Below are 14900 nucleotides of genomic sequence, written 5' to 3' on the forward strand. Positions count from 1 at the left end.
CGATCTCTCAGAGGATGACTCACAACGCGACAACGACCGGTGGTGGAGATGGGGGGAATTGAACCCCCGTCCACTGCTGTAATTCTGTGCCTTCTACGGGTGTATCTTGTGCAGACGTTCTACTCGGCTCTGATCTTTGCCACAAGCACCTAGATCAACGAGCCCAGCCAGAGTGCAAGTCCCACGTAGCCCTCAGGCGTAACTACGCAGCAATCTCTCTAAATTGCGCCAGAATCCGGGTAGAGAGCATTCCCGGCCTGACGGACTTCTTTAGTGCGCTCGCTTAGGCAGCGAGGGCGAAGTCAGTGCGCTTTGAATTGGCACTTATAGTTTGCAGTCATCGTTAACGAGATAAGGCTGCATTCTCGACCCGCTTCTCACAGTTTTGCAGGCAATGTCGAAACCGATCATCCCCCTGTGTGGGTCGTTGTCGCGCTGTGTAGTTATCAAATCTGCCTCATTAACAGGCAGTCCTCAATTGTAGGTCAGAAGTGGAGCACAATCTAGCCCAAACGATGACTCATCAGATCGCTCGTGGAACTCAGACGCGGCTCGCCCTCTACTCTTGACCCATGAGGATCAATGCGTTTTCGGATGTGTGCTTGCGCATCATCATGCTCCTCTCCGCAACGCCCGAGTCCGAGCTGAAGACCAGCCGAGTAATCGCCGGGCAAATCGATACCCCTTACAACCACGTCAGTAAGGCCATCATCAAGTTGCGTGAGCTCGGCCTGATTGAGTCCGTGCGCGGACGCAGCGGTGGCGTAAGAATCAGTGGCGCTGGACGCCGGGCCACGGTCGGCTGGGTCCTGCGCCAACTCGACGTTCGCGCTGACCTCGCCGATTGTGAAACTCCAGACGGCGTCTGCCCTCTCATTGACGGCTGCGGCCTGCGGGCGGCACTGCGAAACGCCCGGGAAGCCTTTTACTCAGCACTTGACGATGTTGTGATTTCGTCGCTTCCCCACAGCCTGTCAAATGAGCCTGTTTCCGTCACTCTAGGGCTCCGCCCGCCCGACTGAGCGCCCGAGTTTGCCCCGTGCTCGCTCGGTCACAACAGTGTGCGGTAATTAAATACGCATATCAAATGCTAATTTGGGAGAACACCCCCGGCAAAAGGAGAAAGCATGCTCTCGACCCAGTCCCTCCCCCTCATCGAAGCAACTCTCCCGTTGGTAGGTGAGCGCATGCCCGTGATCGCCAAGAACTTCTACAACCGGATGTTCGCCGCTCACCCCGAACTCTTCGACGGCCTCTTCAGCCGCTCGAACCAGAAGAACGGCACGCAGCAGCAAGCACTGGCCGGCAGCATCGCCGTCTTCGCAACGCACCTCGTGAAGAATCCAAACACCACACCGGAGGCAATGCTCTCCCGCATCGCTCACAAGCACGTCTCGCTAGACATTCACCCCGAGCAATACGACGTGGTCTACAAGTATCTCTTCGAGGCCATCGCCGAGGAGCTCAGCGACGTCATCACCGCAGATATCGCCGGAGCGTGGACCGAAGTTTATTGGCTCATGGCGCACGCTCTGATCAAGCTGGAAAAGGGTCTGTACTCCGGTGCCGGAAACAACACGCCCCTAGCGCCGTGGATCGTCACTGGCAAGGATGCTGCGGGGTCGGATGCGCTGACATTCACCCTGGCTCCTGCCGACGACACAACACCGGCCCCCGCTCTGGCTGGCCAATACGTGAGCGTTACGGTGACGATGCCCGACGGCATCCGTCAGGTTCGCCAGTACTCGCTATCGGCCGGCACCCCCACAACTCGCGTCTTCACAACCAAGCTCGATGCCGACGGAGAAGTCTCCCCCGCGCTGCACCGCGACGTGCAGCTCGGCGATACGCTTCTGCTCTCGAACCCCTGCGGCGACGTCACCCTCGCCGAGGGCGACAGCCCGATCATCCTCGCCTCCGCCGGAATCGGATGCACGCCTAGCGCGTCAATTCTGCGCTCCCTCGCTCTGAACAAATCACAGCGTGAGGTGATCGTGCTGCACGCCGAGAGCACGCTCGAAGGATGGGCCCTTCGCGAGCAGATGAACGAAGATGTCGCCGTTCTCGAAGCCGCCGAACTGGAACTATGGCTCGAGACTCCGAGTGATGGTGCCCACGAGGGCTTCATGTCGCTAGACGGTGTCACGATTCCCGACAACGCCTCCGTATACCTCTGCGGGCCCCTGCCGTTTATGCGAAGCCTTCGATCTCAGGCACTCGCGTCTGGCGTGCCGGCAGACCGGATCCACTACGAGATCTTCGGTCCGGATCTCTGGCTCGCCGGTGCCGGCGTCTAGGCCGTTCACGTCGAGACTCACTCCGTAGCCAGCGCTGCGCCCCTACAGCGAACGCTGCCAGCGAACGTGCCGCCCACACCCAGCAACGGCAAAGTAGGTTTGAGACATGAGTGAAACAACAGAAGCCCTACCCACCAAGACCATGATGTTCGGTGCGGACTGGTGCCGCGACTGCGTCCGTTCCGAAGCCCTCCTCAACTCGCTAGGTGTCGAATGGGAAAAAGTAGACGTAGAAAAAGACCCCGCAGCGGCAGAGCGCGCCCAAGCAATTAGTGGTCGCCTCAGCATCCCCGTTGTTCACTTCACCGACGGAACTTTCCAGGTTGAGCCAAGCGACAAAGACCTCAAGGCAAAACTTGAAGAACTCGGCGCGCTCTAGACACTAGATAGCGTCATCTCGAGTGCGGTTCAGCGCAAGCTGGACCGCACTTTTTTGCGCGCGGCAACAGAAGCAGTTTTGCGGGTGATCCCGCGCTACTCGCCCACATTCTTGCGAGAAGCCATTGCGCGATCAGACTCGCGCTTATCTTGGCGCTCGCGCAGCGTCTGGCGCTTGTCATACTCACGCTTACCTTTGGCGACCGCGAGTTCAACCTTGGCCCGACCATCCAAGAAATAGATCGACAGCGGAACCAGCGTGTAGCCACCCTGCTTGATCTTGTTGTGGATCTTCAGGATCTGCTCCTTGTGCAAGAGCATCTTGCGCTTGCGACGCGGAGGGTGATTGTTCCACGAGCCCTGAAAGAATTCCGGAATGTGCACGGCATCCAACCAAGCTTCAGCATGATCGTCGATGTAGCCGTAGCCATCGATCAGACTTGCGCGCCCCAACCGAAGAGATTTGACCTCAGTGCCCGACAGCACAAGACCAGCCTCAAAGGTGTCTTCGATGCTGTAATCGTGGCGCGCCTTGCGGTTGCTGGCAACAACCTTCCGGTCACCTTCCTTAGGCATGGTTCACTTCTCTCTCAATTACGTTGGATGCGGCGATGCTTCGGCTGATGCCGACAGTGCAGCAGACCAGTTTAGCGCGAGAGCAGTGCGAACTACACCTTCAGATAACGAGTGATGGCGACTCCCGCGGAAATCGCGGCGAGACCCGCGCCAACGGCAATCAAAATTGGCACAACCAGAAGCGCTTCCTGCATCCCCAAGAGACTTGTTCCCAAGGGCAACGTATCTGCCAAGTAACCGCTGACAAAGAAGTGGACAATCGCCACTATTGTTCCTGCTGCGAGCGCAGAACCAATCAAAGACGCAAAGACACCCTCGAGGATGAACGGGGTTTGAATGAATCTATTGGAGGCACCAACGAGGCGCATGATGCCCAGCTCCCGTCGACGGGAGAACGCACTCAGACGAATAGTGGTGGCAATGAGCAAAACAGCAGCCACCAGCATGAGCCCGGCCACCCCGATCGCCGTGAAGCTTGCGGCATTCAGGATCGCAAAAATGGGTTCCAGATAGGCGCGTTGATCCTCCACCCCCTCAACCCCTGCAAGACCAGACAGGCTCTCAATCAAGACATCAGCTTGTTCCGGATCGACAAGGTTGACCCGGAAATTTTCGGGAAGCGATTGCGGCGTGATGATGCCATCAAAGGCAGTATCAGCAAACTGCTCCTGGAAGTTCGCGAAAGCCTGCTCGTGGTTCTCGAACTGAATCTCATTGATGTACGGCGCGAGCGTTGCCGAGTCGAGCTGCTGCTTCACCGCAGCGATTTGGTCTTCTGTCGCTTCCGCGAGGGTGCAATTTCCCGTGGTATCGATCTCAGTGCAGAGATAGACAATGACCTGCGCCCGATCGTTCCAGTAGTTTTTCATCTGGCCGATCTGCATTTGCAGCAGGATCGATGCGCCCACAAAAGTGAGCGAAATGAAGGTCACCAAGACGACGGAAACTACCATCGAGATATTTCGACGAAGTCCGCTGCCGGCCTCCCCTAAAATCAGACCGAGCCTCATGCGTTGAACCCCTCGCTGCGAGAAGGTTCATCCGCGCCAGGAGAAGCTTGACCCATCGGTCTGCTTGCGGCCGGATGCGGGATCCTCTCTTGAGTGGTGATCGTCTGCGTTTGGTAGCCGCCCTGACGCTCGTCGCGCACAATCTGCCCACCAATAAGTTCGATAACGCGGCGCTTCATTTGGTCAACGATGCCAGCATCGTGAGTTGCCATGAGAACTGTGGTGCCGCCCAGGTTGATTCGCTCCAAGAGCGTCATGATTCCCGCGGAAGTAGCGGGGTCGAGGTTTCCCGTCGGCTCATCCGCCAGCATGATTGCAGGTTTGTTGACTACCGCTCGCGCGATAGCAACACGCTGCTGCTCACCACCCGAGAGTTCATGGGGAAAGCGACTCGATTTGCCGGCCAAGCCGACCATCTTGAGAGCATCCGGAACGGCCTCTTGGATGTAGCCGCGACTTTTACCAATTACCTGCAGCGAGAACGCAACATTGTCGAAGACAGTCTTGTTCGGCAACAGACGGAAGTCCTGAAAAACCACGCCAAGATTACGGCGAAAATAAGGAACCTTGCGGCTCGACAGTGTGTTCAAGTGCTGCCCCAGCACATGAATCGACCCCTTCGTCGGGTTCTCTTCCTTGAGGATCAACCGCAAAAAGCTCGACTTACCGGAGCCTGAAGCGCCGACCAGAAAGACAAACTCGCCCTTAAGGATCTCAAGATCGACCGCGCTTAGCGCCGGTCTGGTAGTGCCCGGATAGGACTTCGAAACAGCATCAAAACGAATCATTTGAAGTCAGCCTAAGTACGCGCGCCTCGGAACGGGGCAACGACGCACCGCAGGCGCGGACTCACAGGTGGCCCAGTTCAGGGCACACCGCCACGTCGACGGCATTGTCATCAACGCGGCTCGCGTGGCTAGTTCTGCATTATTCGATAACGCGTTTGCGCCACTTGATGCCCGCAGAGATGAATCCATCAAGATCACCATCGAACACGTTCGAGGGATTGTTGACCTCAAACTCTGTGCGGAGATCTTTCACCATTTGATACGGAGCGAGAACATAACTGCGCATCTGGTCGCCCCAGCTCGCAGTAATCACTCCCGCGATCTCTTTTTTCGTTGCCGCTTCCTGCTCGCGCTGCAAGAGCAACAGTCGCGACTGAAGCACGCGCATTGCCGCAGCACGGTTTTGGATTTGGCTCTTCTCGTTCTGACAACTCACCACGATCCCAGTGGGCAGGTGAGTGATGCGCACGGCGGAGTCGGTCGTATTGACCGACTGTCCACCAGGGCCAGACGAACGGAAGACATCAACACGGATGTCGTTCTCGGGAACTTCGACAACATCCGTCGTCTCAATAAGAGGAACAACTTCGACTGCCGCAAAGCTCGTCTGGCGTTTGCCCGCCGAGTTGAAAGGGCTCATGCGCACAAGGCGATGCGTGCCAGCTTCGACGCTCAGCGTGCCGAACGCGAACGGTGCGTCGACCTCGAACGTTGCTGACTTGATGCCCGCTTCTTCGGCATAGCTCGTGTCGAGAACGCGAGTGGGATAGGAGTGCTGCTCGGCATACCGCAAGTACATGCGCAACAGCATTTCGGCGAAGTCGGCGGCGTCAACGCCTCCGGCTCCGGCTCGAATGGTGATGACAGCTGGTCGTTGATCGAACTCGCCGTTGAGGAGTGTCTGGACCTCAAGGTCGCCCAAAGTCTTCTTGATGCCAGCAAGTTCGGTGCGAGCATCCGCTGCGGCCTGAGCATCGCTCTCTTCATTGGCCAGCTCGACCATGATCTCGAGATCATCGAGCCTGCTCGAAATCGAGTTGATTTTGGCAAGCTCTGCCTGGCGGTGACTCAAGTCACTCGTGACCTTCTGGGCCTTGTCGGTGTCGTCCCACAAATCGGGAGCACCCGCCAGCTCACTCAACCGCTCAATTTCGGACTCAAGCCGGTCGGGGTCGACCACCTGTCGAATGTCAGCAAAAGTGGAGCGCAAGGCTGCGATGTCGTCAGAAAAGTCCAGTTCATCCATGTCATTTACCAGACTACCCGCGAAGCTCTCGCAGCACCCATTGACGGCAAGTGACTTGAAGCACGCCGCTGCTGTTAACGAACGCAATCACGCCATACGATGGTCGACGATGAGCACAACAGAACCCCCCTTTAGCTGGCGCTCTATTGGGCTGCCCGTACTTTTGCCGACGCTACTCTTCTCCATCGGTGAGGGCGCGATCATCCCGCTGATCCCTATCGCCGCAGACAACCTCGGGGCAACGCTTGCGATCGCTGGGCTGGTCGCCGCCCTGCTGACGATCGGCGAACTGTTCGGCAACATCCCCAGCGGATGGCTCATCTCTCGAATCGGTGAACGCCCGGCAATGATCGGCGCGAGTGCCCTCTCGATCATCGGTGTCGTGATCGCGATCCTCGCGCCAAACCCGATTGCGCTCGGATTCGGTGTTCTGCTCCTCGGGCTCGCCGCTGCAGTATTCGCACTCGCTCGGCACGCCTTCCTGACGAGCTTCGTGCCGGTTGCTTATCGCGCCCGCGCCCTGTCGACGCTCGGGGGCACCTTCCGACTCGGTGTGTTCATCGGCCCATTCATCTCGGCCGGGATTATTCATCTCACCGGCACCGTCACCGCTGCCTTCTGGATTCATGTGATCGCCGCGCTTGGGGCCGCAGCAGTGCTCCTGCTCTTGCCCGACCCGGCAACGACGTTTGGCACAGTACACACGACGCGAGTGAACAACCGCACCCTCCGCGACGGAGAGGTGCTCGTTGAGCAGGAATCACACGGTCTCTTCGCGACCGTACGCCGCAATCGTGCTCTGCTCTCTCGCCTCGGCCTCGGAGCTGCCGTCATTGGCGCGATGCGCGCGAGCCGCCAAGTAATTCTTCCCCTCTGGGCCGTGAGCATTGGACTCGCAGACACCAACACCGCCATCATCATCGGAATTGCTGGCGCCGTCGACTTCGCGCTCTTCTACACCGGCGGTCAAATTATGGACCGCTTCGGCCGGCTCTGGACCGCCGTCCCGTCACTCATCGGTCTCGGTATCGGCCATCTTGTGCTGTCATTCACGCACGACGTGAGCACCAACGTTGGATGGTTTATCGCGGCCGCGATGTTTCTGTCGTTGGCGAACGGCTTGGGCAGCGGAATTCTGATGACCCTGGGCGCCGACTTGGCACCGCGCGAAAACCCGGCGCCGTTCCTCGGCGCCTGGCGCTTCACGGGAGGCGTCGGTCAAGCAACGTCACCCCTGATGATCGCGGGGATCACCGCGGTGGCCTCGATCTCCCTCGCGGCAGGAGCCGTTGGCGTGCTCGGACTCATCGGGGCCGGCCTGATGCTGCGGTACGTGCCCCGCTATATCCCGAGGCCAGAGCGCTAAATACCCTGCCGAGACCGCGTACATCGGCGGTTCGCTCACGCCCTAGACTGGCGAAATGATCCCCACCACGAACCTGCTCGCGTTCGTGTTGGTCGCTCTGCCGATCATCCTCATTCCCGGACCCAGCGTGCTGTTCCTCATTGGTCGCTCGCTCTCGCTCGGAAAGCTCGGCGGCATCGTGAGTTCCCTCGGAAACGCTACCGGCGGTGTCGTACTCGTGATCGGAGTCGCGTTCGGCGTCGGCACGATCATCGCCCAATCGGTGATCGCCTTCACTGTCGTGAAATACCTGGGAGCCGCGTACCTGATCTACCTTGGCGTGCAGGCAATTCGTCACCGCAACGCGCATTCCACGGCGGATGCCGCAGCACCGAAAACACGTTCGCGCTGGCGAATTTTTGGCCAAGGCTTCGTTGTCGGCATCACGAATCCCAAAGCAACCGTGTTCTTCGTTGCTGTGCTCCCCCAGTTCGTCAGTTTCGGATCTGGCAGCGTGCAGCTTCAGCTGTTGGCACTCGGAATGATCTTCATGGGAATCGCGGTGATCACCGACACAACCTGGGCGGTGGCGGCAGGGTTCGCCCGCGATTGGTTCGCAAGTTCACCCCACCGCATCACCAACCTGTCTGCGGTTGGTGGCGTTGCCCTCATCGGGCTCGGCATTGGTTCGCTATTTATCCCGCACGCTAAGCAATAGCGGCGATCGCCTCCGCGATAGGGGTCGACCCATCCATGAATTCGATGGTGTGGCCGATGGTGGTGTCGTTGTCGATCACTTCGGCAAGAACCTGCGCGACGTTGTCACGGGCTGCGTGCTCTGCTGTAGCGGCGTCGCCGACATCAATTTTTCCGGATGCGGCATCGCTGGAAAGCGATCCGGGACCGACGATGGTGTACTTGAGTGGACTCTTACGAAGGTGATCGTCGGCCGCAGCCTTCGACTCGGCGTACGCGAAGAATGCGTTGTCCTCGGGAACACCGTGGTCGAAGCCAGCCCCCTTGTACGACACCATGACGTAGCGTTCGACTCCCGCGTGCGCTGCGGCATCCATGGTGCGGATGGCGGCGTCGCGATCGACAGAATAGGTGCGTTCCGGACTGCCTCCGCCTGCCCCGGCAGAGAATACAACCACGTCGTTCCCGGTGAAGATTTCCGAGAGTTCTTCGGCGCTGAGCGCCTCGATATCTGCAACGACGGGCATTGCCCCAGTCTTGCTGATATCAGCCTCTTGGTCAGCCTTGCGGATGAGGGAATGCACATGGTGCCCTCGACCGGTGAGTAGCTCCGCGAGGCTCATCGCGATCTTGCCGTGGCCTCCGACGATAACGATTCGTTTCATGGCTATCTCCTTTGCGTGGGTGACGCACTTTCGTTCAGTGCTCTCTCCACGCTACGGATCGAAACTCCCTGTTCGCTGGATGCTTTTCCGCTGCACGAATCTGGGGCGTTCGCTGGGTGCTACTTAGTGAAGAAATCGGCCAGCTTGGCAGACATCTCCTCCGGCGGTCGGAACTGTTTAGGAGAAGACAGATCGCGCCGTTGCCGTGACGTCGATACGGATCCCTTCGGGCACAAACAAAGACACGAACGGCGGTTTCCAGTAAGCAGAAAGCGACACCGTAGAACTCGCTGAATCGTGGGTGGTTGATTCTTCAATCTGCAACGAGTTGAAGTCATTGCCTCGGCTCGCAGTGATGTAACTCGCGACCGCGGACGAGATTTTCTCGGCGGACAGTTGCGGCCGATACCCTCTCGGCGTCAGTTCCACGTCGTCGAGGTCATACGACTCAGCCCCGACCAACGCCGCACCATCAGCGAGGGTAAATAATCGCTTGCGCTCGAGGTAAAGCGATGTCGCCGCCACCACCAGGAAGATGAGCACAAGAGAGAGGAACCCGTAGAAAATGGTGAGCAGTAGCGCAGAGCCTTGCTCGTCACGCGTGTTGAGCATCATCGCGAGCCTCGAAATTGCGAGACCTGCTGTGTTGCGGCCGCGTCGAGTGGGACGTTGATGGGGAAATTGCCGGTGAGCACGGGTGGGGCAAGTGGCAGCGCTACGACGAGGCCAACCGTCACCGTGACATAGCCCCGACGGGCAAGGCAGTTCGTCGGATCGGGAGAGCACGCGATGTCAACCGATGCGTCGGCAGAGTCGATTCCATAATTGCTGAGAGCGAATTCGACCGCGCGCTGGGCCGTCAGTTCCGCTTCGGCAGTCGATTCGGCCTGCACGAATACGCGTGCAGCTTGACGAGCAGCACCTTCGGCCGCCAGCGCCCCGCCTTGGATCGCTGACATCGTCAGCACGAGATACACGAGAGGAATCAGCATGATCAAGCCGACAGTGATGAACTCCAGAGAGGATGAGCCTCTATCGTCGCTCACCCGTCTGGCTGTCGAGCGAACGTACTTGCAGACGCTATCGAACCTGTTCCAGCGGCGCATGGGCAGACACCTCCAACCCGTCGTCAATGCCAATCAGTCCGAATAGGGGTAATGGAGTGCGGACGGTAACGACCACGGAAGGAAACCCGAGATACGTCGTCGAGTTTGCCGAGATATCTGCCGCATAGCCTGGAGACAGCGCTGTTGAAATCAGGTCGTGAGTGCGGGTGACACCATCACTCAACGAAGTGTCAGCGAGGGACGCGAATCGGGCGCCCTCGGCAGCGGCATCCAACACTGTGTTTCGAATGTGGAGGGCGAGCGCCAGCTGAATGACGCTGAGAGTGAGCACCGTGAGCAACGCGGAGACGAGCACAAACTCAACAACAGCAGAACCGGATTGCTCGGTGCGTAACCGCGTGCCGGTCGCGCGAATGCACCTGCCGAGGAACTGCGAAACAGGCTTCTGAGAATAAACTGCAGCCCTAATGCCTCGGTAAGGCGGGCGCATTAGAAGCCAGTGACGCGATCAATCGCCTGCTCGAAAACCGAACTGAGTGCTGGTCCCGCGAGACCCCAGATGATGATCACGAGGCCTGCCGTCATCAACGTAATCAGCACCCAGCCCGGCACGTCTCCTCGCTCCGAGGTGAGCGTTCGGGTGCTTCGGGTTAGCCCGCTCTTCAGAAGTTGTCGACATGATTTCACTCTGCAATCATCAAGCGGAACTCAAGTTGGTGTGCAGATTTTCCACAGCGCGCTAGAGCAGCCGATCCGCGACGGCATCGGCCACTCCCCCGGCTCGCTATTCTTCGGGCGAGTCTCGCTTTGCCTTGTTACGCAACTCGGCTTGCAACGCCTGCAGTCTCTCCACCTCGTCTTCGACAATGGCGTCCGCCTGCGCGATGTTATCTGGCGACACCAATCCGGTGTCGGCAAGAATCGCATCTTCGGTGACCTGCGAGATTCCGCCGCCAGATTGCGCGGCTTTCTTGCGCAGGCGATCGAGTGCCGCGCGAAGTGGGTGCACGGGTTCACGAAGCAGCGGTTCCTCGACCTCGAGACCATAGAACGTGCCAATCTGATCCACAAACTGGGCACGCTGGGCGCGATCGTAGGCCCGCCGCTCTCGGCTGAACGCTGTCACCGTGGCCGCACACATCATCAGCATCACCACACTAAACGGCAATGCCGAGAGAATGGCCGCGGTTTGCAGCGTCTGCAGTCCACCTGTCACCAGGAGAGCGATCGCCAGGAATGAGGCAAGCAGCGCGAAGAAGATTCGGATGCGCTTGGGTGGTTCTGCCGAGCCACCGGTTGCGATCATAGACATCACGAGGGCGCCAGAGTCGGCCGAGGTGACGAAGAAGATTCCGATAAGTAGGATCGCTCCGAACGTGAGAGCTGTTCCCGCTGGCAACCCGGCGAGAAGATCAAACAACGCCGAATCGGCATCCACCGATCCATCTGCAGCGACGAGACCGCCCTGACCGTAAATCTCACGGTAAATGGCGTTTCCGCCAAGAACGCTGAACCAGAGGAAGGTAAGCACGGTCGGGACGAGCATGACACCGCCCACAAACTCGCGCACGGTACGGCCCTTGGACACCCGCGCAATAAAGACGCCAACGAACGGTGCCCACGACATCCACCAACCCCAGTAGAAGGTGGTCCAGCCGGCCTGCCACTGTTCGCCAGCATCGCCCTGATAAGCACTGACGTTGAAAGCAAGACCGATGAAGCCCTGAAGGTAATTACCCATGGACTGCACGAACTCGCGGAACAGGAACGCCGTTGGACCGACGATCAGGAGGAACACCAGCAGCACCGCAGCGAGCAAGAGATTGGTAGTGGAGAGCCACTTCATGCCGCGGCCAATACCCGAAACCAACGAAAGGATGGTGAATGCCACGATGACAACGATGACCGCAATTTGGGTGGTCAAGTTCGACTCGGCAATGCCTGTCTTTTCGAGACCAGCTGAGATCTGAAGAACACCGAGCCCGAGAGACGTCGCAACACCGAATACGGTGCCGACAAGCGCAATGACATCGATGAGGTTGCCCCAGCCACCGCGAACCCGCTTGCCGAGCAGCGGCTCAAGCGTCCAACGGATGGAGATGGGGCGGCCGCGACGGTGGATTGCGTACGCGAGCGCAAGCCCAACGACGACGTAAATAGCCCATGCGTGCACTCCCCAGTGCAGGAAGGTTTGGCTCATAGCCTTTTGAGCAAGTTCGATTTCCGTACCGGTGACACCCGGACGAGGATTAGCGAAATGGCTGAGAGGCTCGGCGACGCCGTAGAACACGAGGCCAATACCCATCCCGGCAGCGAAGAGGAACGAGATCCAGGAGATCATCGAGAACTCAGGCTCGTCATCATCCTTGCCTAGCTTGATGTCGCCGTAGCGACTAAACCCCAGATACAGCGCGAAGGCAACAAAGAACGCGGCGATAAGTACGTAGTACCAGCTGAAGGAATTAATAACGCTCGACTGCAGGCTGGTAAAAACGGCGTTGGCAAGGTTCGGGGCGACTATCGAAAACGCGGTGATGGAAATGATCAGACCGGCTGCTGGCCAGAAAACCCAAGGAGCCAGCATCCGGTTCGCCACCGGCTTCCCCGAGGAGTCAGCTAACGCGGGACGGTTCGATTCTGCGGTCACTCTAATCTCCGATCGCCTGAGCTTGAGACTCAAGGGTGCCCTATAAGAGTAATAGGGACGATCGGCAGACTGGGCCAGCGACGAGGAATTTCAGGACGAGAACGTCTGATTGATCGCGGTCGTGCCTATCTAGTCAATGCACGAGAGTTATCGGCCGCGTCGTTGTGTCGGTTGTCGCGAGTGACACGTCAGAAGGCGCGAATCTGAAGTGAATGGCGAGCAAAGCCAAAGTGAGCACTCCGAAAGCAACGAGCAACAGCAGCCAGCCGATGGGATTGTCACCAAGGACCAACCCAACGAAGGGTGTCGCGAGAGCGCCCATGCCGAATTGGATTGCACCCAAGAGTGCGGCGCGACTGCCCAAATTACTGTCGCCGCTCGACATCGCGATAGTCATGATTGACGGCTCTGCGGCGCCCAAACCAAATTCCAATAGTGCGACGCCAACGACGATTCCCAGCAGCCCTCCGCCCAGCATCGTGCTCACGAGCGCCACTGCTGCCCCCAGCAGCATGATGACTGCGCCACTCAGCGATGAGCGCCGAGCCGACACCTTGTGCGCCAGTACGCTGCTGACCTGCGCGCCCGCAAGTACCGCAATCCCGGAAGCACCAAACACTAGCCCGAACATGGCGGGGGTTAACCCGTAGATCTCTTGGTAAACAATCGATGCGCCACCGATGTAGGCAAAGAGCATCATGAAACTTGAGCCGATCGCAAGCGCGGGAAGCAAGAATGCGCGCGTGGTCGCGATCGATGCGTAGCCTCGCATGATCGAACCGAGGTGAAGTTTCGTTCGCGCGTTGTGAGGCAGAGACTCCGGAAGATGACGAAGCGATACGAAGACGGATGCCACGGCAATGACGCCCATCAGCCAGAACACCGAGCGCCAACCCAGCGTGCTCTCGAGCAGGCCACCTAACACCGGTGCGATGATCGGGCCGAGGCCGGCGACGGTCATCAACAGCGCGAATAGTTTTACCGCACCTGGGCCGTGAGTGCGGTCACGAACTGACGAATTGGCGACGACCAGGGCCAGCGCTCCACCGGCACCTTGCAGTGCGCGAGCTACGAGAAGCACGGTGAAGTCGGGGGCGAGAGCCGCGAGTGCCGACCCGGCAATGAAAAGAACGAGACCAGTGATGAGCGGGCGACGACGGCCTACGGCATCCGTAATCGGGCCGACGAATAGTTGCGCGAGTCCCAGCACGAGGAGGTAGATGGAGATCATTAATTGCGTGCTGGTCGAGCTAATGCCTAATTCTCGCCCGATTTCGGGAAGCGATGGGAGAAACATGTCGATAGAAAAGGGCCCGAGGCTTGCGAGGAGGCCGAGCCCGAGGACGAAGCCTAACGGCGGGGCGACAGACTTGAGTGATGTTGTCATGATGGTCCTTGACAGCTAGCGCGGGGGTGAGCGAAATGCCCCCAAATTCTCAAAGTGATACTGGCGTACAGCTTATGAGAACTAATACAGTTGTACAAGTTATTTGGTAGATTAGGTCACGCTACTCACAAAGAATCACCTACAAGGAGAGTCAATGAGCGACGACGGAACGCGCGACGTCAAGCAAGAACGAAGTCTCGAACGACGCAACGCAATCCTTCAGGCCGCCGCAGACCTCTTCACGACAGATCGAATCAGTGCCGTCACCCACCGGCGCGTAGCCACCGAAGCAGGAGTGCCCCTTGGTGCAATTCGGTACTACTTCTCCACTCGCGAAGAACTGCTCATCGCCACCGTGAACCTCGTCGAAGAGCGCCGACACCACGACGCACTCGAAGCTCTCACAGACGCGTCACCAACTGCCACTACCCGTCACTGCGCCACGCTGCTGCTGCGCGCGTACATCGGGCAACCACACGATGGAACCGCCATCTACGACGACTACTTGGCCGCATCCGTCGGATGGCTCGCTGATGCCACGCGCGAAAGCCACGCCCTAGCCACTCAATTATTCAATCACTGGCCGGCAATTGAAGCCGACCTCAGTGCCATCCTCAAGCGCAGCGAGCTCTCAGCCCCGGTGAACCTGATCACTCACGTGATTGACGGAGCAATCCTCGTGGGATTCGCGTGGGAGCGCGGAGAACTCGTGGAACGGGTAACAGACGCGATTACCGAACAACTCACGTTTGCGCGAGCCCGTGACGCTCGCGAATAGAGCCCGTTCGGCGGTCGCAT

General features: G+C 58.8%; 17 protein-coding genes and 1 other RNA gene. 6 read left to right on the forward strand and 12 right to left on the reverse strand.

Features of this window, described 5'->3' with window-relative positions; translation table 11 throughout:
* Positions 1-40: 40 nt before the first annotated feature.
* Positions 41-415, reverse strand: a transfer-messenger RNA (tmRNA) gene (ssrA, locus tag FFT87_RS12165).
* Between the two features lie 157 nt (positions 416-572).
* On the opposite strand from ssrA, the gene FFT87_RS12170 reads away from it, so the two are divergent.
* The 3 genes from FFT87_RS12170 (at position 573) to FFT87_RS12180 (ending at position 2676) form a co-directional block, all read left to right on the forward strand.
* On the forward strand, positions 573-1022 hold the full coding sequence (locus FFT87_RS12170; RefSeq protein ID WP_219948964.1) for an Rrf2 family transcriptional regulator: 450 nt from the start codon (positions 573-575) through the stop codon (positions 1020-1022).
* A 105-nt stretch (positions 1023-1127) separates the two neighbouring features.
* Complete coding sequence (locus FFT87_RS12175) at positions 1128-2297, forward strand: globin domain-containing protein (RefSeq protein ID WP_219948965.1); 1170 nt, start codon at positions 1128-1130, stop codon at positions 2295-2297.
* Positions 2298-2403: 106 nt separating this feature from the next.
* Entirely contained in the window at positions 2404-2676 is a 273-nt protein-coding gene (locus FFT87_RS12180; RefSeq protein ID WP_219948966.1) for a glutaredoxin family protein, read from the forward strand.
* A 95-nt stretch (positions 2677-2771) separates the two neighbouring features.
* Here the strand turns inward: FFT87_RS12180 and smpB are convergent, their stop codons facing one another.
* From smpB to prfB, 4 genes are all read right to left on the reverse strand, one after another.
* Complete coding sequence (gene smpB, locus FFT87_RS12185; protein ID WP_219948967.1) at positions 2772-3251, reverse strand: SsrA-binding protein SmpB; 480 nt, start codon at positions 3249-3251, stop codon at positions 2772-2774.
* A gap of 92 nt (positions 3252-3343) precedes the next feature.
* Positions 3344-4261: a permease-like cell division protein FtsX gene (gene ftsX / locus FFT87_RS12190; protein ID WP_219948968.1), complete on the reverse strand. Its 918-nt coding sequence runs from the start codon at positions 4259-4261 to the stop codon at positions 3344-3346.
* Complete coding sequence (gene ftsE / locus FFT87_RS12195) at positions 4258-5049, reverse strand: cell division ATP-binding protein FtsE (protein WP_219948969.1); 792 nt, start codon at positions 5047-5049, stop codon at positions 4258-4260. The genes ftsX and ftsE overlap by 4 nt, the downstream gene beginning before the upstream one ends.
* A gap of 139 nt (positions 5050-5188) precedes the next feature.
* The gene (prfB, locus tag FFT87_RS12200; RefSeq protein WP_219948970.1) at positions 5189-6295 is read right to left on the reverse strand and encodes a peptide chain release factor 2; all 1107 of its coding nucleotides are present in this window, start codon (positions 6293-6295) and stop codon (positions 5189-5191) included.
* 109 nt (positions 6296-6404) lie between these two features.
* Here prfB and FFT87_RS12205 point away from each other — a divergent pair, with 109 nt between their 5' ends.
* The gene (locus FFT87_RS12205; RefSeq protein ID WP_219948971.1) at positions 6405-7661 is read left to right on the forward strand and encodes an MFS transporter; all 1257 of its coding nucleotides are present in this window, start codon (positions 6405-6407) and stop codon (positions 7659-7661) included.
* Between the two features lie 55 nt (positions 7662-7716).
* On the forward strand, positions 7717-8358 hold the full coding sequence (locus FFT87_RS12210) for a LysE family translocator (protein WP_219948972.1): 642 nt from the start codon (positions 7717-7719) through the stop codon (positions 8356-8358).
* Here the strand turns inward: FFT87_RS12210 and FFT87_RS12215 are convergent.
* The 7 genes from FFT87_RS12215 to FFT87_RS12240 form a co-directional block, all read right to left on the reverse strand.
* Positions 8348-9001, reverse strand: coding sequence for an SDR family oxidoreductase (locus FFT87_RS12215; RefSeq protein ID WP_219948973.1), 654 nt, complete (start codon positions 8999-9001; stop codon positions 8348-8350). The two genes, FFT87_RS12210 and FFT87_RS12215, sit on opposite strands and share 11 nt — an antisense overlap.
* Positions 9002-9178: 177 nt before the next feature.
* The gene (locus FFT87_RS12220; RefSeq protein WP_219948974.1) at positions 9179-9616 is read right to left on the reverse strand and encodes a Tad domain-containing protein; all 438 of its coding nucleotides are present in this window, start codon (positions 9614-9616) and stop codon (positions 9179-9181) included.
* Positions 9613-10047: a hypothetical protein gene (locus FFT87_RS12225; RefSeq protein ID WP_219948975.1), complete on the reverse strand. Its 435-nt coding sequence runs from the start codon at positions 10045-10047 to the stop codon at positions 9613-9615. Before FFT87_RS12225 ends, FFT87_RS12220 begins: the two co-directional genes overlap by 4 nt.
* A gap of 34 nt (positions 10048-10081) precedes the next feature.
* Complete coding sequence (locus FFT87_RS12230; RefSeq protein ID WP_219948976.1) at positions 10082-10558, reverse strand: TadE family protein; 477 nt, start codon at positions 10556-10558, stop codon at positions 10082-10084.
* The gene (locus tag FFT87_RS14625) at positions 10558-10680 is read right to left on the reverse strand and encodes a hypothetical protein (RefSeq protein WP_255560165.1); all 123 of its coding nucleotides are present in this window, start codon (positions 10678-10680) and stop codon (positions 10558-10560) included. Before FFT87_RS14625 ends, FFT87_RS12230 begins: the two co-directional genes overlap by 1 nt.
* 172 nt (positions 10681-10852) lie before the next feature.
* Complete coding sequence (locus FFT87_RS12235) at positions 10853-12652, reverse strand: BCCT family transporter (RefSeq protein ID WP_255560155.1); 1800 nt, start codon at positions 12650-12652, stop codon at positions 10853-10855.
* A 196-nt stretch (positions 12653-12848) separates the two neighbouring features.
* The gene (locus FFT87_RS12240) at positions 12849-14102 is read right to left on the reverse strand and encodes a multidrug effflux MFS transporter (protein WP_219948978.1); all 1254 of its coding nucleotides are present in this window, start codon (positions 14100-14102) and stop codon (positions 12849-12851) included.
* Between the two features lie 154 nt (positions 14103-14256).
* On the opposite strand from FFT87_RS12240, the gene FFT87_RS12245 reads away from it, so the two are divergent.
* A complete protein-coding gene (locus FFT87_RS12245) occupies positions 14257-14880 on the forward strand; it encodes a TetR/AcrR family transcriptional regulator (RefSeq protein ID WP_219948979.1) in 624 nt (207 codons plus the stop codon).
* Positions 14881-14900: the final 20 nt, after the last annotated feature.

Origin of the sequence: Salinibacterium sp. M195 (assembly GCF_019443965.1) — a bacterium.
Lineage (GTDB): Bacteria > Actinomycetota > Actinomycetes > Actinomycetales > Microbacteriaceae > Rhodoglobus.